We start from the raw sequence: 20,061 nt of genomic DNA, 5'->3' as shown, positions 1-20,061 counted from the left end.
ACGCGGACACACCGAGCCTTGGGCGCGGCCATCGGCCTCACTAACCGATCGTGCGACGTTTGCTAAAAATCAGCGCGCAAACCCATGCGTCCCGGTATCTTGAAAATTTGCCCGAGAGGGCTTTCAGACCGCTGCTGAACGCTGCCACTTTCCTTCATGATCTCACCCGCGCCGCGCCCCACGCCAACTCTTGCGCCCGATCTGCACCTAGGCGAACCCATGACCGATACGATGCATGCCGAATTCGTCGCGCTGCTCGACGCGCTCGCGCGCGCAACCGACGAAACATGGCTCGGCGCGCTCGACGCCTGGGCGGCGCATACGAGGCAGCATTTCGCGCAGGAAGAAGCGTGGATGGAGGAAATGAACTTCGGTCCGCGCCATTGCCATGCGAGTCAGCATCGACACGTGCTGAACGTGGTCGGCGAGGTGCGCAGGCGAGTTGCCGACGAGGGGCGCTTCGACACAGGGCGGCAACTGGTGGGCGAACTGCGCGACTGGTTCGTCTGGCACGTCAAGTCGATGGACGCGCTCATGGTCGAAGCCCTGCGCGAACACGGCATCGCGCAGGTCGCTCCGGCCGTTCAGGTCGCTTGAGTCACATTCAAATCGTTCGATTCATGCAAGCAGATATCGTAATCGTGGGCGCCGGGCCGGTGGGGCTCTGTCTCGCGCGCTCGCTCAGTGGGGTTGGCCTCAAGATCGTCATGGTCGAGCAGCAGTGCCTCGCCGACATCAGCGAGCCGCAGTTCGACGGACGCGAGATCGCGCTGACGCAGAAGTCGGTGCGCGCGATGCGCAAATTCGGGCTCTGGGATCGTATCGACCCGCACGCGCGTGCTCCGCTTTGCAGCGCCAAGGTGTTCAACGGCCCCTCGCCGGGGGCGCTCGAGATCGGGCACGAACTGAGCGGCCACGCGGAGCTGGGCTGGCTGATCTCCAATCACCTGATTCGCAAGGCGGCCTATGAATCCCTGCGGCAAAGCATGGCAGAGCACGGCGACGTGACGCTGCTCGCAGAGCAAAAGGTCAGCGGCGTGAAAGCCGGCGACGCCCTGGCGAGCGTGACATTGGAGAGCGGTGAAACGCTCTCGGCCAGGTTGATCGTCGCGGCGGACAGCCGCTTCTCGTCCACGCGCAAGATGATGGGCATTGCCGCCAACATGCACGATTTCGGGCGTGCCATGCTGGTTTGCCGCATGACGCATGAAGCGCCGCACGATCACGCCGCTTGGGAGTGGTTTGGCTACGGGCAAACGCTCGCGTTGCTTCCCATGAACGCGGAGCGCTCGACGAACGCGCATCAGTCGTCGGTCGTGCTCACGCTGCCCGTGGGCCAGGTCAACGAGATCGCCGCGCTGAAAGCCGACGAATTCGCGCGCCATATCGAGGATCGTTTCATGCACAGGCTGGGCGCGATGAAGCTGGCGAGCACGCGGCACGTGTATCCGCTCGTGGCCGTTTATCCGGAGCGCTTCGTCGGCAAACGCTTTGCAGCCGTGGGCGACGCCGCGGTCGGCATGCATCCGGTGACCGCGCATGGTTTCAATTTCGGGCTGCTCGGCGTGGAAACATTAGGTAACCGAATTATCGAGGCGCAAAAGGGCGGCTTCGATATCGGTGGCCTGCCGGTTTTGCAACGTTACGAAACCCAGCATCGCCGCGCGACCAAACCGCTCTATCTCGCGACGCGCTTCATCACCGACGTCTATACGAACAACACCGCGCCCGCGAAGCTGGCGCGCGACTTCATGCTGCGGGCCGCTTCACGGCTGATGCCGTTCAGGAAAGCCATTGCGGCTTCGCTGACCGGCTGACTTCAGGCTCCCTCGCGCACCTCGAGCGCAACGATGCGCTCGAGGGTGGCCACTGCGTTCGCTACGCCGTTTTCCGCACGCATGATTTCGCCTAGCGCACGGGCGCGGCTTCGCACCGTTTCGCTGGCGGCGAAGTCGAGTGCGCTTGCGAACGCTTTGGCGCTGGGCTTGCGTCCGTCGACGGCGGGCGGCGCGACGCCCGCCTCGTGCAGGCGGTCCGCCCAGAAAAACTGGTCGCCCGCGAACGGCGTCACGATGGAAGGCACCCCTGCGCGTGTTGCGGAGTGCGAAGTACCGGAGCCGCCGTGATGAATGACGGCGGCGGTGCGCGGGAGCAGCCAGTCGTGCGGCGTGTCGCCGACGACGAAGAAGTTTTCAGGAAGCGCCTTCGGATCGATGCCGCTCCAGCCCGGGTAGAAGAGTGCGCGCCGGCCCTGCATGGCTTCGATCAGTGCGGTTAGCAGCCGCACATTGTCGAAGCCCGTCATGCTGCCAAAGCCGATATAGACGGGCGTTTCGCCCGCAGCCAGAAAGTGCGCCAGCTCAGGCGGCGGCGTCCATGCGGGGCTCGGCGCCAGCCACTGTCCGCATAGATGCGCGTTGGCGGGCCAGTCGGCAGGCGTGGCCAGCAGGCCTCGCGAGATACCGTAGAGCATCGGGTGGTCCTTCCAGACCGCCTTGCGCGGCGGCAGGCCGAACATCGCGCGCGCGGCGTTGGTCTTGTCGCGGAACGCCTTCCAGAGCATGGCGTTCACCAGGCCGTGGCTCGCGCGGTTGAGCACGCGCGGCACCCACCTGGGCGGCAAGAACGCCGAAGCGAAGTCCGCCGTGGCTGTGAGCGGAATCATGCCCGAGCCGATACCCTTCGCACCCAGATACTCCGCCGCGGAAAGCCCGACGAACGCGGCCAGCCCTGCAACGAGAATCGCATCGCAACCCTCGCCCGCCTCGACGATGGTGCGCATCCACGACTGCGCGTTTTCGTTGGCGATCTTCGCGAGCGCGCGTGCGGTTTCGTTGAAGCCGCCGCCTTTCGCGACGACGCCGGCGATCGCGTGGTCCGGGCGGAGCCTGCCGCGAATGTCGCCGGCGAGCGCGGTGGCGGGCACGCCGAGTGCGTGGGCGCTGCCCAGCGTGGCGTCATCGGCGAGCAGGCGCGCTTCGTGACCCGCGTCGATCAAGCCACGGCACAGCGCGGCGAACGGGCGCGCATCGCCCTCGGTGCCGTAAGTCGCGACGATGAACTTCATGAGGTCTTTTTCCTCGATTTCGGCGCGGCCTTCGCCGGCGCTTTCCGGGCTGCCTGCGCGGGAAGGGCGGCGCCGTGCAGGAACAAATCGACCGCTGCGGCAAACTCCTTGCGCAGCATCAGGCGCGGTTCGGCGAGCCAGCGCAGCATGGCGCCGAGGTAGAGGTGGTGAAACGAGAGGGCAAGCCGCGCAGGGTCGAGATCGTCGCGCAGTTCGCCTTGCCCCTGCGCGCGCCGCACGAGCCAGGCGAAGGTATCGGCGATATCGCTCAGTTGCTCGCTGTCGCGCGATGGCGAAGGCTGCGTGCCGATGCCGAGAAAGCGATAGCGCAGGTAGGGCGCGAGGTAGTCCGGGTGCGCCTCGCACCAGCTCGCGGAATGATCGAGCACGAGCCGTGCGCCAGCGGCGAAGCCCGGCGTGCTTTCGAGCCTGGCGTGCAGCGCTGCGAGATTCGCAGCCAGTTCGAGATGCAGCCAATGGGCGAGCACCGCCTCTTTCACCGGGAAATGGTTGTACAGCGTGCCCTTGGCGACGTCCGCGGCGGCGGCGATCTGCTCCATCGTCACCGGTTCGTAACCGTGCGCTTCGAATAGCGCGGCGGCGGTGCGCGCGAGATGCTCGAGGGTCTGCAGGCGCTTGCGGTCGCGGCGGCCTGGCGCAAAGGTCGTGGGCGTGGACATGCGAAAGAATAATATTGAACGACGTTCAATATTATTCATCGTTCATAAATTGTCCGCAAGTCTCGTTTGCCGGGGCCGCCCGACTGGAAGGAATCAGTGGTGCCAGAAGAGGGATTCCTGGCGAGAACGGGCGTCGTCTGCCTGCGCATACTGGCTTTCCCATGGCCAGTTCCAGCCGGTGCGCCTGGCGCCGCCAGGCCGGCGCTCGGCGCTGGCGAGCAGGTGCCGCGCTTCGCGGCTCGATGCGTCGACCTCCACGGCGTGCCCCGCGTCTTGCCGCACACAAGCCCATTGACGCTCGTGTGCGCATTGCCGTGCCTGGCCGATCAATGCGTCGCGCTGCTGCTCGCGCGCGACGAGGTCGGTTTGCATCTGCAGCGCGTCGGGGTTGTCGGGTTCTACTGCGAGCGCATTCCTCAGCGCCTGGCGCGCGGGCCAAAGATTGTTCTTGTCGAGACTGAGGCGCGCGTTGGTCAGATTTCTCGCGACGTCGGCATGCGCGCTCGCATAGCGTGGCGAGGCGGGTGCGCGTGCGGCCGCAGGTGCGTTCTGCTGGGCCACGCTGCGCTGCGCCGCGTGCGCGCGCGGCAGGGCGGCGGCCGGCGCATTAGCCTGCGCGGCGGCGAGCGTGCCCTTGGCACCGTGCGTGGCCTGTGTGCCTTGTGTGCTGCTGGCGCCCGTTACGGATCCTACGACCACCTGTGCGCCGAGCTTCGGCTCCCAATCGCCGCGATGCAGGAACGCGAAGCCCGCGAGCGCGATTGCGAGCGCGCCGAGACCCGCCCACGCGTAGCGGGGCCGCCGCGATCGCTCGGCGATGTGTTCCTCGTCGATCGAAGGGTATTCGCCGTTGTAGACCCGATTCCCGCCAAGGCCGCCCGGTAGCGCGCCCAGGTTCGCACGCAGGCGGTCGGCGACTCCGCGTGTTTGTTCGTCCGGCTCATCGTCGTTGGCTCCCGCGAGGCGGGCAGCGGCGGCCAGCTGGTTCGCGCCGCATTGGGGGCAGAGTGCGAGGGAAGCGTTGAACCGAGCCGCGCAGTAGGGACACTCCCGCAGACCAGAATCACCGGAATCGTCGTGGCCAGGGGCGTTGAGCATGGGAGGAGCGCGCTTTCGCTTCGATTGACGAATTGCCGCAAAAACGGTGCCCGACTTGGCGCACCTGTTTGAATATGGGCCAGTTCGTCCCGAATATCAATCGGCGAATTCCGCCAGTTTGGCGGATATGGACAGGCCAGCGTGAAGCCGTCGCGCCGGCCTTATCGTTTCAAGCAGCCCTGCACACAGCCGACGATCGTGGCGATTGCGGGTGCATCCAGCGTCAAGCCGATGTGCCCCGCGCCGGGCACGAGCGTGACCGGCACGTGCGCGCCGGCTTCCTCGAACGCCGCAGCGTATTCGCGGGCGAGAAAAACTTCGTCGTCGGCGCCGGCCAGCACGTGCAATGGCTGCCGCGCGCGGCGTATGTCCGCGCGATAGTCGGCGTGCGGGCGGAAATTCTGCATCAGATTGAACGAGTACTGCGGCGTGAGCTGGTCGCGGACCTCGGGCGCGAGCGCGTAGGCGATCGTCGGCAGATGATTGAAGGTGCGGATGCGCAAGCCGTTGAGCAAGGCGAGCACGGCGAGGCGCGGCATGCCGACCGACACCCAGCCGCCGACTTCGTTGCGCGTCGTGCGTGACTTGTGGTGCAGGAAGGGCGCGAGCAGCACGTAACGCTCGAACAGACGTTGACGTGCGCTGCCAGCAAAGCGCAGTGCGAAGCCGCCGCCCGCCGAGAAGCCGATCAGCGTTTTCGGCAGTGCGGCCAGTTCGGGCGGCAACGCTGCGAGCAGGTCTTCGAGGTCGTCTTCCAGCTGGCCGATGTAGGCGATCGTGCCTTTGCGTCCCGATTCGCCGTGGCCGCGTATGTCGGGCACGCAGGCCGCGTAGCCCGCGGCGGCGAACTGGCGCGCGAGCGGGTGCAGGCTCGCGCTGCTTGCCGACGATCCGTGGATGAGCACGACGCAAGCCTGCGGCGCGCTGGCATGCGGCAGGTAGGCACGCCATGCGAGCGACGTGCCGTCTCGCGCGGAATAGCGACGCAACGCCGGAAGGTCGGAAAAGTCGACTTGCTTGAACGGCGCGTTGATCGACTCGAGCGGCGCGGGTTGCCTTGGGCCACCCTTGGCGAGCGCAACGGCCGCGGCGGCGATGGCGGCGATCGGAACGGCGGCTTGCGAAGCGGCAAAGGCGCTGAGAGCCACGGGCGGACCTCTTGTACGTGATGAATTAGTTATCTTGCCGGCGCTGATGATAGCCGACTTGCCACCCGAATCCACCCGTATCTTCTGTTATCCGAAATATTATGCGCGCCAGGTTGGCGCGCGGCGCTCAGATAAATAGGGAAATGATGCCGCCCAGCGTAATGCCCGCCGCGATCCACCGCCCAAGCGTATAGGTGTGGTTCGGGTCGGCGGGCGCGTCGGGCCGCTCGAGTCCCAGCGCGCCATAAACGAGCGACTTCACGGGTTGCGCTTCGGCGGGCGTCGTTGTCCCGTCGGTCGCGCTGGTCGCGTCGCTCGCATCGTTCGTGTCGGCTGCATCGCTCGCGGAATCGTCGCTGTCCGCGGTATCGTCAGTGGATGCGGCCGCATAGCCTTGCGGCGAAATCTGCACGGCATCGTCCTGCGACGTAGACGGCGCGACGTTCGTCGAAGCGTCGCTCGACTGCGTGTCATCCTGCTCTGCCTGGTTTGACGCGGCACCCGCACCGAGCGTGCTCGTGCTGGCGTTGCTGTTGGCGAACTGCGTCGCCGCCCCGATTTGCATGGTCGACTCCTTTCGACTTCCTTATGCCCACAATAATCGCAGGTCCGGTTGCTGAAACGACTCACGAATAACGCGGAAAAATTCGCGATATTCCGCGGCCATTTACGTGGCGCACCCTGCGACAATATCGATATCCGTAACGTCGTGCGCGCATTGGCGCGCGACGGCTGCGTGACCCTACCACCCGCAAGAAGAAGTACGTCTCGACGCCGCATGTGGATGAAGTCTCTGCGCCTCACCAATCCCGCAACGTTCGCGAAGAGGCGAGCTTGAAGCGCCCGTCACGCCGCGAGATATTCGAGGCGCTTTATCGCACGCACTATCTGCAAGTCCATACGCGCCTGCCCGACGCGCTCGAGCGCGACCAAAACGACGACTATGCGCAAAGCGGCGCACAGATCGCCTGGGAGATCTGGCAGGCCGCGCACTCGCACGCCATCGAGCTCGCGGCGCAGCAATGCGAGATTCGCCAGCATCAGCACATTCATCAGGATCACAAAGCAATCTGCCGGATTTGCGCGTGCGATATTCGCGCTCTGCAGGCGGATGCAGAGCGCGACGAGGATGTGACGTAAGGACTGCGCTGCTTGTCGCTTAGACAGGCGTCGATCCGACGAGGCGCAAGCGGTTTGCGGAACGCTTTGGGTCGAGGGCGCGCGTGACTTCGGCGAGCGTGTCGCGCATGGTTTCGCGCACAGTGCCCGAAAGTTCGCCCAATGCCGCTGCGGCGCGGCCTCGCGTGGTGGAGGCGGGAGGCGGCGCGTCAGCTTCCGCCTGGCGGTTCGCACGTGCTGCGCGCGTCATGCCGGCGCGCGCGGGCGGCATGCAAATGCAGCACGCCGTGGGCTTGTGTGCGTCGCGCACATGGCGCACGAAGCGGCCGGAGCATACGGTGCAGCTCGACAGTGTGAGCAGGCCGCCTTCGAAAAAGCGCAGCAGCGTCCACGCCCGCGTGAAGCTCAGCACGCGCTCGGTTTCGGCGCTTTCGCAGTGTTCGAGATAAAGACGGTACGCACGCGTGAGCGCGTCGAGCCGGCTGCATTTCGCTCTGTCCGTAAGGAACAGGTAGATGTTGTAGAAGAGCGACGCGTGAATGTTCGGCAGCCAGGTGAAATACCAGTCCGCCGAAAACGGCAACATACCCTTGGGGGGGGAAGCGTTCTTGAGTTCCCGATAAAGCCTGATCAAACGATTGCGCGAAAGCGTCAGCTCTTTTTCGAGCACAGGCATGCGTGCGCCCAGCTGGATCAGCTCGATTGCGCGCAGGACTTCGCGCGCTTCCTCGGTCACACTGCCTTTGTACATGACGTGGTACTCCCAGGGGCAGCCTATGGCTGCCGCGATGGCCAGGCGAATGCCTGAATTCACGGGCGATTATAAAAGCGCGACAAAGAGCGTCAAGAATAATATTTGGAAAGAACTTGAAGGATCTATAAAGAAAATGCGCCGCGCAGCCGATATTCAGGAACGGATTGAAATGAGAAATAACCGGCCAATACCACTGGAATTACCTGTTGTGTGTAAATGGAAAGGTCCGGTAAGAATATAAGTCAAATCCGGCGCTAAATATCGGTGCGCAATGCACGGTGAATCGGAAAGAATTATTACGGCGTTTTGCGCTTTTACCTTTTCAGGCACATCTGCCGGTAAACTGCGGCCTTTCCGAACGCATGCGACGCGCGACGTTGCAGCGGCCCGCTCGAACGGCGGGTTCCCTACATAAGCTGCCAATCGATGAATTTGCCTTTCTCCGCCTACACTTCTTCGTTCGCGCAGGCGCGTAAGCGTTTGCCTGTGGCCGCGACCGGCAACTTCAACCGCAGGGGCGGCGCTGCGCTTGCCAATCCGCCGCGCCGCGCGCTACTCAAGGGCACGGTGAGCCTGCTGGCGCTGAGCGGTTGCGCAAGCACGTTGCTGAGTGCGTGTGGCGGCGAATACACGGGAGGCGACGGCGCGCAGGATGCGCCGACGCCCGTCATCGGTTCCGTCGCGAACTTCCGCGATCTGGGTGGCGCTGCGCCCGGCTATTCGACGAGTGACGGCGCGCACGTGCGCCGCGCTCTTGTCTACCGCTCGGACGCGCTCACGCCGAATGCAGCCGATGCGGCGACGCTCGAGCGCATGGCGTTTTCCAACGTCTACGATCTGCGCACGCCTGCGGAAATCGACGCGACGCCCGACATGACGCCTGGCACGGCCGGCTACCTCGCGCTCAATGTGCTGGGCACGCTCGAACCGCCGTCGTTCGCGGGCATGCTGGCCGGCGAACTGGACGCAGCGATGCAAATGCGCTGGCGCACGCTCGTGACAGGCCGCATGCAATGTTCGATCTACGGCGCGCTGCTGGAACATATTGCCGATGCGCCGGGGCCGGTGCTGATCACGGGCGGGACAGGGGTGGATGTGGTGGGCTGGGCGTGCGCGCTGTTGCTGCTGATCGCAAACGTGCCGCTCGAAATCATCGTGAAGGATTTCATGCTGACCGATGCGTGGCGCTCAACGGGCGTCGATTCGGTCAACGCGGCGCCGCCCGTGCAGGCCAGCTATCTGCAGACCGCGTTCGACGCGGTGCAGGCAGGCTACGGGGACCTCAACCGCTATCTCACCGTGGGCCTTGGCCTTGCGTCCGAGACGGTGGATCGTTTGCGCGGCCGGCTCGTGGTATGAGCGGCGCGCGCAGCGACAACCACACAGGCGATCAACGGCAATAAAAAACTTACGCTGCGGCCCTTGCATCGGCCGGTAGCGCGATGCGCACGCGCAACCCGCCTTCGGGGTGATTGGACAACTCGCAGCGGCCACCCTGATTGCGCGTGAGGCGCGTCACGATGGCGAGCCCGAGCCCGCAATGGCCTTCGCCGCCGCGCGCTTCGTCAAGGCGTACGAAAGGTTTGAGCGCCGCGGCCACGCGCTCGGGTGGAATGCCTGGGCCATGATCGCGCACTTCGACGATCCACTGCGTGCCTTCGCGGCGCGTAGCGATTTCCACAGGCGGCACGCCATGTTCGAGCGCATTGTCTACGAGATTCGACACGAGCCGGTCGAGCAGCGTGCGCGGCAGCCGAAACGCCGAACCCGCACGCAGATCGAGCCGGAAGAGTGCATCGTCGTCGTCGCCGGCATCGGAAAAGAACTGCTCGCGCAACAGCGCGTCGACTTCCACCTCGGGACCCGATTCGGGCCGCTGCCGCGCGAATTCCAGAAACTGCTGGACGATATCGTTCAGCGAATCGACTTCGCGGATGAGCTGTTCGCGTTCGCGCTCGGAACCCATCATGCTCGCACGCAGCTTCAGGCGCGTGAGCGGCGACTTGAGATCGTGCGCGACGCCCGCGAGCATGACGGCCTGATCGTCGTCCGCTTCGTTGAGCTGCTTCATCATGCCGTTGAACGAGCCAATCAGCTCACGCAATTCGCGCGGCCCGTGCTGTTTGACGGGCGCGGGACGATGGCCGGTGCCGAACGCGCGCGCGGCCTGGGCCACGAGCGAAAGCGGCCGCTGCATTTGCCACATGGCGAGCAGCGCGAGCAGCAGCGAGATGGCAAGCATGGAACCGAACAGCGGCAGCAGGTTGTGTGCCGGCGGCAGATCGACGGGCGCGACGATCCATGTGGGTTGACCCGCGAAACGCACCCACAGGGCTTCGCGATGGCGCAGGTCGGCGAGAATCTCGGTGCCGGGCGGCAGGTCGCGCAGGAGTTGCTTGCGCAAGTCGGCGAGCGGCTCGCGCTTCGGCACTTCGAGGCGCACGTCGGCAGGCATGTTCCAGGTGGGCACGAGATGCACGCGCAGCGCCGGCGCGAGGTCCATCTCGTTGGGGGGCGCGCTGGGTGCCGCGCCTGCCGCCGTGCCTGGTACGGCACCTGTTGCGGCGTGCAGCATGAGCAGCAGGCCGCGCTCGAACCCTTCCACTTCATGGCGGCGCGGCTGCGGCGCGAACACGACGAACCAGCATGCCTGAATGGCGAACAGCAGCAGCGCAGACATCAGCGCCATGCGCCCGAACAGCGTATTCAACGGATTGTTCATGCGATTACGCGTTCGTGCTGCGACCGCCCTGGGGCTCATCGTCTGCTGTGTGGCCTTCAATGCCGACGTCGCCCTGCGGCACGAATACATAGCCCTTGCCGCGCAAGGTCTGCACGTAGCGGGGCTGCGCAGGATTGTCTTCGATCACGCGGCGCAAGCGCCATACCGGCACGTCGAGACTGCGCTCGTGAAATTCGAGGCCGTCTGCGTGCAGCAGATCGTGAATCAGCACGCGCGAGAGTACGCGATAAGGATGCTCGGTGAAAATCTTCAGGAGCACGAACTCACTGCTGCGCAACGGCACACGCTTGCCGTCACGCTCGAGCGTGCGCTCCGTGAAATCGAGCTCGAAAGCGCCGAAGCGGTAGCGCTCGCGCACCACGGGGGCGCCTGTGGGTCCGTTCCCGCGCCTGCGCAGCACGGTCTGGATACGCAGCAGCAATTCCTCGGGATCGAAAGGCTTGGCGACGTAGTCGTCTGCGCCCAGCGTGAGACCGGCGATGCGGTCGCCCACCGCGCCACGCGCGGAAGCGAAGATCACCGGCGTGTCGTCGCCTTGCGCGCGCAGCGCGGCGAGGGCGCGCAGGCCGTCGGTGCGGGGCATCATGACGTCGAGCACGACGACCGATGGCCGCTCGCGTTCCAGCCGCATGCCGAGATGCGTGCCGTCGTGGAGCACCGAGGCTTCGAAACCGTTGGCTCGAAGAAAGCCGGAGAGGAGATCGCGCACGACCGGATCGTCGTCGACGATGAGAACGTGTGGACTCATCGCCTCATTTTATTTGATATCGACAACCGGCAGAACAGCGCGCGACCGCAGATTTCTTGCCGTAGCTTACATGGCCCCTTACTTCAGGGCGACGGTGCCTTGCTCGATGGACGTTTGCGTAGCGTGCGCGGTTTGCGTCGATGCAACCGATGCGCAGTTCAGTGCGTTCGCGCCCTGCTGCGAGCCTTGTTGTGCGCCTTGTTCTGCGCTCGCCAGGTCCGCCGGCTTTTCGGCGGCGACGCTGGCCGCCGGGCTCGCGCTCTGAACGGGCGGCGCGTCGATGGACGCCATGCCTGCCGCTTTCGCAAATGCCGAGTTCGCGCCTGCCATCTTCGCGGTCAACGGAGAGACGTCGCCGGACGGCGCGGCATCCTTCGGCGGCAGGTGATGGGCATGCGCTTGCGCGAGTCGCGTCTGGCGTGCGTCGGCGGCCACGCCGCTCGGCATCTTTTGCAGGTGCAGCGATGCGTCGGTTTCGGCAGAGGCGACCTTCGCGCCGGTTTTCTTCACACCTTTCGTCGTATCCGCGGACGGCGCAGCCGCTGCGTTATTGTCCTTGGGCGTCGGCTGGATGCCATGCATTTCGAGCACGGCGTCCTGTGCGGAGGGCGCGAGATTCTGGTTGACGACACCTTCCTTCACGCGCTGCACGGCAGCCTGCTTGCCATGCTTGAGATCGCCTTCGAGTTCGGCGATACGGCGGTCGTACCAGTCCGTCACGCACGCCTTGTCCTTGCAGTTGTGCTGGCGCCATTGCCACTGGCTCACGCGGTCGGCTTCGAGCGCGGTCGTGTCGGTGGTCGTGTCGAGCGCGCTGTGATAGAGCGCGGCCAGTTTGTCGTCGAGCGCGGAGAGCGTCGGATCGTTGCACACGAGGCGCTCCGACGCCGACGCGTTGTGCGGGCAGTGAAAGCTTGCAGCGTGCGCGAACGGCGAGCCAGCGAGCGACGCGAACAGCGCGATCGCAGCAGCGTTCAGGCCGCGCTTGAAGAAGGGGGCGCGACGGATTTTCGGTTCTCGGTTCATGGCAGCCATGATGATGTTGAAATAACAGGGGAAAAACGGGAGCAGCGTGTGGTTCGTCCGGCGTCGCAAAGCGCGGCGCGGCAGTGAGAACCGCAGTGAGAACGATAGCGCGGCGGTGAACGTGCAATGTCTCACTCAGCGGGGAGAATGCAGGAGCGCTTACGAAACATTACATGCGTGGTGACGCGCAATAGTCGCCGTAGGTCGCCGACCGCTTGCAGCGCGCGCGTTTGCGCTGCGAACGTGCGAACGATCGCCGTTCAACTCCTTACCGAGCGGGAGGTTTTTGAAGAAGTGGGAAGTGGCATTCAACATTGACCGATGTCCCGGCCATCGCACGTAGTGCATTGCACCGATCATGCGTGTCGAGTCCTGCCGGGAACGTGTTTCGTTTCGCGCAGCCCAACCACGCATCGGGTATCCGCTCCCATGCCACATGAAATCGTGTCATACGTCAGCCGTGCGAGCGCGCGCACGGTGAAACTCGGCGCCGCATGCGCCGCGGCGCTCGCGCTCAACGGCTGCGCATGGACGCTCATTACCGCGGCCGATGCGACTGGCTCCGTGATTCAGGCGGGCTACGCGGTCGCCTCGAATTACTCCTCGCCTAAATTCGTGACGGGTCGGCCAGTCAATCTCAGCTCGATCTGCATCGAAAATAATCCCATGGTCACGTCGGGCGATTTCGTGCCGTCGTTGCAGCTCGTGCTCTCGCAGCGCGGCGTGACATCGGACGTCTATGGCGCCGGAACCGAGCCGGTGAGTTGCGAAGGGCGTCTCGTGTATAACGCATCGATCGAATTCGGCAAGCCGACTTTCAGCGACGAAAGCCGGGCCTATCTTTCGACGATCAATCTGACGATCTTCATGCACAACCATATTGCCGTTACCGCGCGTTACGAAGTGCGCGGCCTCGGTACCGACCGCTATTCGAGTGCGGCGGTGAAGCTCAAGGGCCTGGTAGACAGCATGGTGGTCGATCAGACGCAATTGGGCAATTCGTTCCAGTCCGCTTCCAGCGACCAGTAAAACTGGCGCCCCGCGACTCGCGCGGGAAAGGATTGGTAAGGCTGCGGGCCTGTACCGGCTCGATCTCGTCCCTTACGATTTACGCATGGCAAATAATATCTTTCTCGTCGACGACGATCCGGTCGTGCGCGACGTCACGGCCGAATATCTGCAGATGCGTGGCTTTACCGTCACGACGCTGCCTTCCGTGCGCGCGATGCAGGAGCGGCTGCGTTCCGAGCGCCCGCAGGTTGTCGTGCTCGATATCATGATGCCGGAGGTGGATGGCATCAGTGCGCTGCGCGCGTTGCGCGAGAGCGGCGACGACTTGCCGGTCATCATGCTGACCGCGCGCAATGAAGTGATCGACCGCGTGCTGGGCCTTGAATTCGGCGCCGACGACTATGTGGGCAAGCCGTTCGATCCGGGCGAGCTTGTCGCGCGCATTCGTTCTGTCATGCGCCGGCGCAGTATTTCGAACCTCACGGGCGCGCCGGAAAGCCGCGAATCGTTTCGCTTTGGGCCTTTTGAACTCGATTTCCGTTCGCGGGAGTTGTATCGCGATGAAGTCCGCATGCCGTTGCGGTCTAGCGAATTCGCTTTTCTCAAGCTATTCGTCAATCACTCGATGACGATTCTTTCGCGCGAGCGCATTATCGAAATCGTGTATGGGGAGGCGGGGCGGTATCGGAACCGCAGTCTCGATGTCGCGATCTGGCGCTTGCGGCGGCTCATTGAAACCGATCCTTCGGAGCCGCGGTATCTTCAGACGGTTTGGGGGCACGGGTATGTGTTCGTGCCGGATGGCGAGGTTGGTTTCGCCGAGCGCTTTGGCGAGCATGCTCGGGCGCATGTGGGTGATGCCGGCGGTGAATACGCCGATGAGTTCGAAGGTGAGTTGTCTGATGGTGAGGAGGACTGATCGTCTTTGGGATTGGGTTGAAACCGTTGGCCTTTCCTTGAATTTGCGTCGGTCTGCCAGCGTTGCCCCGCAAAGGGGCAACGCATGCATGCCGACGTGAACACAAGGCAAGGCCAAAGCAGCCAAAGTCCCCACCAAACACCAGCAAAAAAAACCTCAAAACGTAAGCACGCTCAAGAACATCCGCTGCAACCACCCGACGGTAGTCGCATCATTAAGCAACCCATGCCCAAGCTGTTCGATCCGGGCATTGGCGATCTTCCCAGATTCAACATAGTTATCGGCCTCCACGTCATTCGGATTGACGATCCCGGAAAGCCGCAAGCGCTGATGCTCACCGCTCATCGCGATGATCTTCTCCCCCGAGACCACTAGATTGCCCGTAGGCGTCTTGCTGATGACCGTGACGGCCAGCGTGCCCGTCATATCGCTGGAAAGCGAGTGGTTGCCGCTGCCGTTGAACGAGGTCGAAGCCGAGCCGATATTGAACAGCCGCGCGAGCCGTGCCGCCGCGCCGGTCGACTGGTCGGCGGCCGTAGCCGTGATGTTGCTGTCGCGCTTCGCAGCGGCGCTCGCGACATCGTTGCCGCTATAGGTTTCGGAAAGCCGGATCGTGAGCACGTCGCCGATTCGCTGCGCACGAGGGGTTTCGTACAGCGAGATGGCCGTGCCCGACTGATAGATCGCGCCGCTCGTGTTGACGTTCAGCAGCGGTTCCGCGAGCGGCGGCGTCATGGGCGTGTTGACGATCGACTCCTGCGTCGCGCAGCCGGCGAGTGCAGTGGCGATCGATGCGCATAGCAACACGTGCGGCAGGCCTTTCGAACGAGTCGTCCGGCGCGCGCTGGATAGTGAGGATTCCGATTGAACGAATGACATGGCGGGGAAGGAGGCGAGAATGAATTGTCGGATATGGCGATATCAACGGATTCGTTGAGTTCGTTCGGGCGACCGGTCGGCGCGCGCCATTTCAGCCTTCGTCGAACTGGCTGAGCTTGAGCGTCTTCTCGCTGCCTTTGCCACGCACCGTAGCGGGCTTGAGCAGATACGTGAGCGTCGCGCGGTGGCTGTCCGGCAGCAGGCAGATGGTGATCGTGCTCGACGCGTTCTCCCATACGAGCAGCGGCAGAGACGGCGCGCCGAGCACGCGTGGCGCGCCGTAGCGCGACGCGAGCAGATCGCGCAGATCGAACGCTGTCGTCGAGTCCACGACGAACGACATTTCATAAAGACGCAGCGGATCGCCCGCCGAAGCGTGCGCGAAGCGCAGGATATGGTCGACCGCGGGCACGCCGTCCACCACGGCACGCGAGGGCGTCCAGCCTTGCGACGTGTGGTGCGCCCACCGGCAAGCCACCGTGAGGCTCGTGTAACTCTTGATCATCATGCCGATGTCGCTGCCCGCGATATCGGTTTCGCAAAGCAGTTCGCTCTCGTGCGGCGTAGCGCGCACCATGTCCGTTTGGCGCAGCGCGCTCAGCGGCGTACCGAGCGTAATGCCGCGAAACGCAAAGGGCGAGTCGTCCTGCACCAGAACGCGCTGGCGGGCGGCCGATGCGCCTGGCGCGGGCCGCCGCTTTTTGGCTGGCGACGCCGATGGCTTGGCGGCGCTTGCCGCTTGCGCCGCGCTTGCGGCATTGACTGCGCTCGCTGCGCTCGTTGGGTTCGCCGGCGCGGGGGCCTTCGGCGCGACATACGTTTGCACGCGCCCTTCGAAGTGCGTGTCCGCCTGCGCGGACGAGAGCGGCGCGGCCAGGTATGTCGCGCTCAAAACGAAAGCGATCAATGACGCCCGTTTCATCGGCTGGACCTCGATCAGTCGACCGCCGCCGCGCACGCGTCGAACGGCACGGCTGCGGGGTGACCGACCAGCGGCACGATCTTCAGCGTGGCCGATGCAACCCGGCATGGAAAGGCCACCACGGCACAGCCGTCGAGCGGCAGAGCGAGGCAGGCGATGGCAATGGCCGACGCGGCGCGGACCAGATGCGTCGACAACCGTGGTGTCGGGCACATGGGCGAGCGCTGCGTCGACGGCTTCCGTGACAACGAAGTGGTCATGCCGACGTATTGATGGTGTGGCCGAGCGGGCCGACCGGCGCGGCCGGATGGACGGTTTCCTGCTGCGGAAAGGGGTTGCCGGCGGTGCTTCCCGTGCTGGAATTTTTGCTGCTGCGGTTTTCGCCCGGCGACGTCAACGACGACAAGTGCGCGAAACTGCTCGAACCGATAGGGCTGGTCATGAAGGGCCTCCTTGGCGCAATGGAACAAAAAGAAGGGGCGCGCCGAGAAGGGGGAAGCGCGCCCCGCCTTACGCCGATCGGGGGGCAATCGGCGAGCGGCGAGGCAAATCTTCGCTTCCAGAGCGCTTGCATGAAGCACGAATCAGCGCGGCCTTTGGCCAATCGCTTACGAGTCCTTCCAGGGGTATACGACGGTGCAAGATTGCGCGGCGAGGGGCCGCCGCAGGGGCGATCAACGCATAGGGTTTGGCCCCAGTAACGCAGCGCGCCGACGCGCTCGCGAACCCACCGGTTTTGGGTGGGCCCGCCCACTCCGGTCAGCGCTACTTTTGCGTGTCGTTGCGCGTGTGCCCGGCGCCCAGGGCGCGGTATGGGGGCTGCCGCGCGGTCTGAAGTGTAGTATTCGAGAGGTCGATGTCCATGCCGTGGAGCTTCATGAGGCACGAGTCCAGCATGTCGGAAAGTCTGGCCAATGCACCGGAGGGTTCGGGCGCCGCAACGCTCAAACCGCTCGTTAGCAGCAAGCTCGCGGTGCCGCGCAGCAACCGGCGCACGCTCGCGCGCGAGGCGCTGATCGCCCGCATGCTCGCCGAGCGCAAGCGCCGCTGTTTCGTACTGCAAAGTCCGGCTGGCTACGGCAAGACCACAACGCTCGCGGCGTGGTGCCGCGCGCTCGCGCCGCTCGGCTATGACGTCGCGTGGCTCTCGCTCGACGAGGACGACAACGATCCCGGCGTCTGGCTCGACTATCTGCTTTCCAGCGTCGCGCGCGTCGATCCCGCGATCTCGCGCGAAGCCACGCTGCTCGAATCCTTTGGCATGGACCAGGACGGCGTGGAGCGCACCGTCATCGCGCTCGTGCGCGGCGTGGTGAGCCACCGGCGCGAACTCGTGATCGCGCTCGACGATCTCCACCACCTCACCGACCCGCGCATCCTCGAAGCGCTGCAATGGCTGCTCGACTATGCGCCCGCGAACCTGCATCTCGCGTTGGCGTCGCGCGGACCAATTCCGCTTTCGCTCGACCGTCTGCGTGGGCAGGACATGACGCTCGAACTCGCCATGGGCGACCTGCGCCTTTCCGCAGACGAAGCTGAGGGCTTTCTCAAGGCGCAGCTGGGCGATGTCGATGCGGCGAGCGCCCGGCGTCTGAACGAGCTGACCGACGGCTGGGTGTCGGGTCTGCAACTCTTTTCGCTGAGCCTGAAAAAGAAGCGCCGTGCGCCGACTGCGGGCGCCATCGATCTGGCCATTCAGGAGCAGGTGCGCGACGCCCGCACGTTTGCGCTGTTCTTCGAGCGCGAAGTGCTCTCGAAGCTCGCGCCCGCCGAACTCGACCTGCTTACGCGCGCCGCGGCCTGCGACCGCTTCTGCGCGTCGCTGTGCACGGCGCTCCTCGCGCGCGACGTGCCCGACCAGCCCGGCACGCTTTCGCTGCTCGAACGGCTCGAAAGCGACAATCTCTTCATCACGCCGCTCAACCAGACGGGGCATGAAACCTGGTATCGCCTGCATCCGCTGCTGCAGCAGACCTTGCTCGATCGATTCGAGAGCTGGAGCGGCGGGGCGCAGCGCGACGTGCACGCATGCGCTTGGCAGTGGTTCCTCGAGCACGGGCACCTGGGCGAGGCGGTCCACCACGTGCTCAAGGCGGGTGAGGCCGCGCGGGCGGCGGCGTTGATCGAGCAATTCGCGCAGTCGCTGTTCTTGCGCGGGCAGATGCGCGCGCTGGCCGCGCTCGTGCGCCAGTTGCCGCTCGCGCAGGTGCAGTCGAGCCTGACGCTGCGCATCTGGATGGCGCGGCAGCAATTATTCCACCTCGAATTGCAGGCTTGCGCCGCGAGTCTCGACGCGCTCGACGCCGACCTGCCCGCCAACGCCGCAGCGGATCGCTTCACGGTGCTGGTGCTGCGCGCCGCGCTGGCCATTCAGCGCGACGACGCCGGCGCGGCCATCGCGCTGCTGCCGCAACTGCTCGCGCCGCCCCCCACGGCGGACAAGGTGACGCTCGCTGGGCGCAACAATGTCGTTTCGTGGATCTACATGCAGCGCGGCGAGTACGAAGCGGCCCGCAATGTTCAACTCACGGCATTCGGCGATGGCGCGAGCGCCGATGCGCCGCTGCTCGGCACGGCGGCGGGCGCGCTCATGGGGCGCTGCTTCGTGGGGCTGAGCCACGCGATGGAAGGCCAGATGAACCAGGCCGAACGCATCTACCGGGCGGTGCTGCGCGAGGCCGAGCGCCATGGCCGCGCCGCCAACCAGGCGGCTTGCGTGGCGGCGGCGCTGCTGAGCGAAGTGCTCTACGAACAGAACCAGAACGAGGAAGCGCGCGAATTGCTGGAGCGGCGGGTCGACGTGCTGGAGCGCGTTGCGGTATCGGACGTTGTGCTGCGCGGCATGCTCGTGCTTTCTGGCGCGCGCTGGGCGGCGGGCCACCGGCTCGATGCATTCGCATGGCTGGAACGGCTCGAGGAAATCGGCGCGGCCTCGGGCTTGCCGCGCATGCTCGGTGTGAGTCTCGCCACGCAGGTGTTCCGCCGACTCGCGCTCGGCGAAGTAAGCGCGGCGCAGGCTTGCCTCGAACGGCTGCAGGCGCTCGAGGCCGACGCGGATTCCGGCCGCGAGCGGCGTGACGGCGAATCTACGTTCGACGGGCTGCGCTTCGCGGCGCGCGCGGCCGCCGTGCGCTATCTCATCGCAACCGGCGACCTCGAACAGGCCGCCCTGCGGCTCGACGCGCTCGTGGCCTGGTGCGAGGTGCACGGGCGCTTCGGCCTCGTGGCCCCGCTGCGGCTGCAGCGCGCCGTGGTGGACCGGCGGCTAGGACGCGCCGCGCCGGCGCGCGCGAACGTGCTCGAGGCGCTGCGCCTCGGGCATCGACTGGGGCTTCTGCGCAGCCTGCTCGATGCCGATGCGTCGGCGCTCGATCTGATCGCCGAAGTCGCGCGCGAGGCGCCGCTCGATCCGGTGCTGGCGTTCTACGTCGAGCGCTTGCAGGCCGCGCAGCCGCCGCAGACGGCGCTTCGGGAATCGGCCGCGGAAAACGGCAACGCCGCGGCGCGTCGGCGCGCGACGCCGCCCGGCATCAAGGCGCTGAGCGAGCGCGAAATGGACGTGGTCAAGCTGCTGGCCGAAGCGCTCAGCACGAAGAAAATCGCGCGTACGCTGGGCCTTTCACCCGAGACGGTGAAGTGGCATCTCACCAATATCTACGGCAAGCTCGGCGTGAGCGGGCGCGACGAGGCCGTGGAGCGGATGCGCGACCTCGATCCGGCTGGCTGAGCACGCCCTTGCGTACGTCCACGAGCACGGCACGCACTTCATTCATTCGGCATGCTGACGATCCCAGTCATAGGGCGCGGGCTGTCCTTCAATAAGTCAGTATGACTCCCGTGAGGTAGAGGCTGGCCTGCCGCGCGGCATCAAACGCGGGTTAGCATGTCTGCCAGAGCCGCACGGTGCGGACAGGGCCGCACCCGGCGATTTCCGACACGGAGGCCAG

At 65.2% G+C, this 20,061-nt stretch carries 21 protein-coding genes; 8 read left to right on the top strand and 13 right to left on the bottom strand.

Going from position 1 to position 20,061, the window contains the following annotated elements; all coding sequences use genetic code 11:
* Positions 1 to 156: 156 nt before the first annotated feature.
* Positions 157 to 597: a hemerythrin domain-containing protein gene (locus VSR72_RS15685; protein ID WP_342953260.1), complete on the top strand. Its 441-nt coding sequence runs from the start codon at positions 157 to 159 to the stop codon at positions 595 to 597.
* Positions 594 to 1,817, top strand: a complete 1,224-nt coding sequence (ubiM, locus tag VSR72_RS15680; RefSeq protein ID WP_342953259.1) for a 5-demethoxyubiquinol-8 5-hydroxylase UbiM — start codon at positions 594 to 596, stop codon at positions 1,815 to 1,817. The genes VSR72_RS15685 and ubiM overlap by 4 nt, the downstream gene beginning before the upstream one ends.
* A gap of 2 nt (positions 1,818 to 1,819) precedes the next feature.
* On the opposite strand, the gene VSR72_RS15675 is transcribed toward ubiM, so the two are convergent.
* The 5 genes from VSR72_RS15675 to VSR72_RS15655 form a co-directional block, all read right to left on the bottom strand.
* Positions 1,820 to 3,067, bottom strand: coding sequence for a glycosyltransferase (locus tag VSR72_RS15675; protein WP_342953258.1), 1,248 nt, complete (start codon positions 3,065 to 3,067; stop codon positions 1,820 to 1,822).
* Positions 3,064 to 3,747 carry a helix-turn-helix domain-containing protein gene (locus VSR72_RS15670; protein WP_342953257.1) on the bottom strand — a complete coding sequence of 228 codons (684 nt, stop codon included), beginning with the start codon at positions 3,745 to 3,747 and terminating at the stop codon, positions 3,064 to 3,066. Before VSR72_RS15670 ends, VSR72_RS15675 begins: the two co-directional genes overlap by 4 nt.
* 93 nt (positions 3,748 to 3,840) lie before the next feature.
* Positions 3,841 to 4,845: a hypothetical protein gene (locus VSR72_RS15665; RefSeq protein WP_342953256.1), complete on the bottom strand. Its 1,005-nt coding sequence runs from the start codon at positions 4,843 to 4,845 to the stop codon at positions 3,841 to 3,843.
* 161 nt (positions 4,846 to 5,006) lie between these two features.
* A complete protein-coding gene (locus VSR72_RS15660; RefSeq protein ID WP_342953255.1) occupies positions 5,007 to 5,993 on the bottom strand; it encodes an alpha/beta fold hydrolase in 987 nt (328 codons plus the stop codon).
* Between the two features lie 127 nt (positions 5,994 to 6,120).
* Complete coding sequence (locus VSR72_RS15655; protein WP_342953254.1) at positions 6,121 to 6,558, bottom strand: hypothetical protein; 438 nt, start codon at positions 6,556 to 6,558, stop codon at positions 6,121 to 6,123.
* Between the two features lie 269 nt (positions 6,559 to 6,827).
* On the opposite strand from VSR72_RS15655, the gene VSR72_RS15650 reads away from it, so the two are divergent.
* Complete coding sequence (locus tag VSR72_RS15650) at positions 6,828 to 7,133, top strand: hypothetical protein (RefSeq protein ID WP_342953253.1); 306 nt, start codon at positions 6,828 to 6,830, stop codon at positions 7,131 to 7,133.
* A gap of 19 nt (positions 7,134 to 7,152) precedes the next feature.
* Here the strand turns inward: VSR72_RS15650 and flhC are convergent, their stop codons facing one another.
* The gene (gene flhC, locus VSR72_RS15645) at positions 7,153 to 7,863 is read right to left on the bottom strand and encodes a flagellar transcriptional regulator FlhC (protein WP_342953252.1); all 711 of its coding nucleotides are present in this window, start codon (positions 7,861 to 7,863) and stop codon (positions 7,153 to 7,155) included.
* Positions 7,864 to 7,888: 25 nt separating this feature from the next.
* Between flhC and VSR72_RS15640 the strand changes: the two genes are divergently transcribed.
* Entirely contained in the window at positions 7,889 to 8,107 is a 219-nt protein-coding gene (locus tag VSR72_RS15640; protein WP_342953251.1) for a hypothetical protein, read from the top strand.
* 185 nt (positions 8,108 to 8,292) lie between these two features.
* A complete protein-coding gene (locus VSR72_RS15635) occupies positions 8,293 to 9,225 on the top strand; it encodes a tyrosine-protein phosphatase (protein ID WP_342953250.1) in 933 nt (310 codons plus the stop codon).
* Positions 9,226 to 9,274: 49 nt separating this feature from the next.
* Here the strand turns inward: VSR72_RS15635 and VSR72_RS15630 are convergent, their stop codons facing one another.
* From VSR72_RS15630 to VSR72_RS15620, 3 genes are all read right to left on the bottom strand, one after another.
* Complete coding sequence (locus tag VSR72_RS15630; protein ID WP_342953249.1) at positions 9,275 to 10,588, bottom strand: ATP-binding protein; 1,314 nt, start codon at positions 10,586 to 10,588, stop codon at positions 9,275 to 9,277.
* A gap of 4 nt (positions 10,589 to 10,592) precedes the next feature.
* Entirely contained in the window at positions 10,593 to 11,357 is a 765-nt protein-coding gene (locus tag VSR72_RS15625; protein ID WP_342953248.1) for a response regulator, read from the bottom strand.
* A 78-nt stretch (positions 11,358 to 11,435) separates the two neighbouring features.
* The gene (locus VSR72_RS15620) at positions 11,436 to 12,383 is read right to left on the bottom strand and encodes a hypothetical protein (RefSeq protein WP_342953247.1); all 948 of its coding nucleotides are present in this window, start codon (positions 12,381 to 12,383) and stop codon (positions 11,436 to 11,438) included.
* A 477-nt stretch (positions 12,384 to 12,860) separates the two neighbouring features.
* On the opposite strand from VSR72_RS15620, the gene VSR72_RS15615 reads away from it, so the two are divergent.
* A complete protein-coding gene (locus VSR72_RS15615; RefSeq protein ID WP_342953477.1) occupies positions 12,861 to 13,412 on the top strand; it encodes a hypothetical protein in 552 nt (183 codons plus the stop codon).
* An 85-nt stretch (positions 13,413 to 13,497) separates the two neighbouring features.
* Positions 13,498 to 14,313 carry a response regulator gene (locus VSR72_RS15610; protein WP_342953246.1) on the top strand — a complete coding sequence of 272 codons (816 nt, stop codon included), beginning with the start codon at positions 13,498 to 13,500 and terminating at the stop codon, positions 14,311 to 14,313.
* A 156-nt stretch (positions 14,314 to 14,469) separates the two neighbouring features.
* Here VSR72_RS15610 and VSR72_RS15605 read toward each other — a convergent pair whose 3' ends face one another.
* The 4 genes from VSR72_RS15605 to VSR72_RS15590 form a co-directional block, all read right to left on the bottom strand.
* On the bottom strand, positions 14,470 to 15,120 hold the full coding sequence (locus VSR72_RS15605; protein WP_342953245.1) for a flagellar basal body L-ring protein FlgH: 651 nt from the start codon (positions 15,118 to 15,120) through the stop codon (positions 14,470 to 14,472).
* Between the two features lie 163 nt (positions 15,121 to 15,283).
* Positions 15,284 to 16,114: a hypothetical protein gene (locus VSR72_RS15600; protein ID WP_342953244.1), complete on the bottom strand. Its 831-nt coding sequence runs from the start codon at positions 16,112 to 16,114 to the stop codon at positions 15,284 to 15,286.
* Positions 16,115 to 16,128: 14 nt separating this feature from the next.
* Positions 16,129 to 16,329 carry a DUF6726 family protein gene (locus VSR72_RS15595; protein ID WP_342953243.1) on the bottom strand — a complete coding sequence of 67 codons (201 nt, stop codon included), beginning with the start codon at positions 16,327 to 16,329 and terminating at the stop codon, positions 16,129 to 16,131.
* A 41-nt stretch (positions 16,330 to 16,370) separates the two neighbouring features.
* Complete coding sequence (locus VSR72_RS15590) at positions 16,371 to 16,556, bottom strand: hypothetical protein (RefSeq protein ID WP_342953242.1); 186 nt, start codon at positions 16,554 to 16,556, stop codon at positions 16,371 to 16,373.
* Between the two features lie 453 nt (positions 16,557 to 17,009).
* On the opposite strand from VSR72_RS15590, the gene VSR72_RS15585 reads away from it, so the two are divergent.
* Entirely contained in the window at positions 17,010 to 19,841 is a 2,832-nt protein-coding gene (locus VSR72_RS15585; RefSeq protein WP_342953241.1) for a LuxR C-terminal-related transcriptional regulator, read from the top strand.
* Positions 19,842 to 20,061 lie beyond the last annotated feature (220 nt).

Source organism: Paraburkholderia sp. JHI869, from assembly GCF_038900775.1.
GTDB lineage: Bacteria > Pseudomonadota > Gammaproteobacteria > Burkholderiales > Burkholderiaceae > Paraburkholderia.
This window is presented reverse-complemented; position numbering and strand designations above follow the sequence as displayed.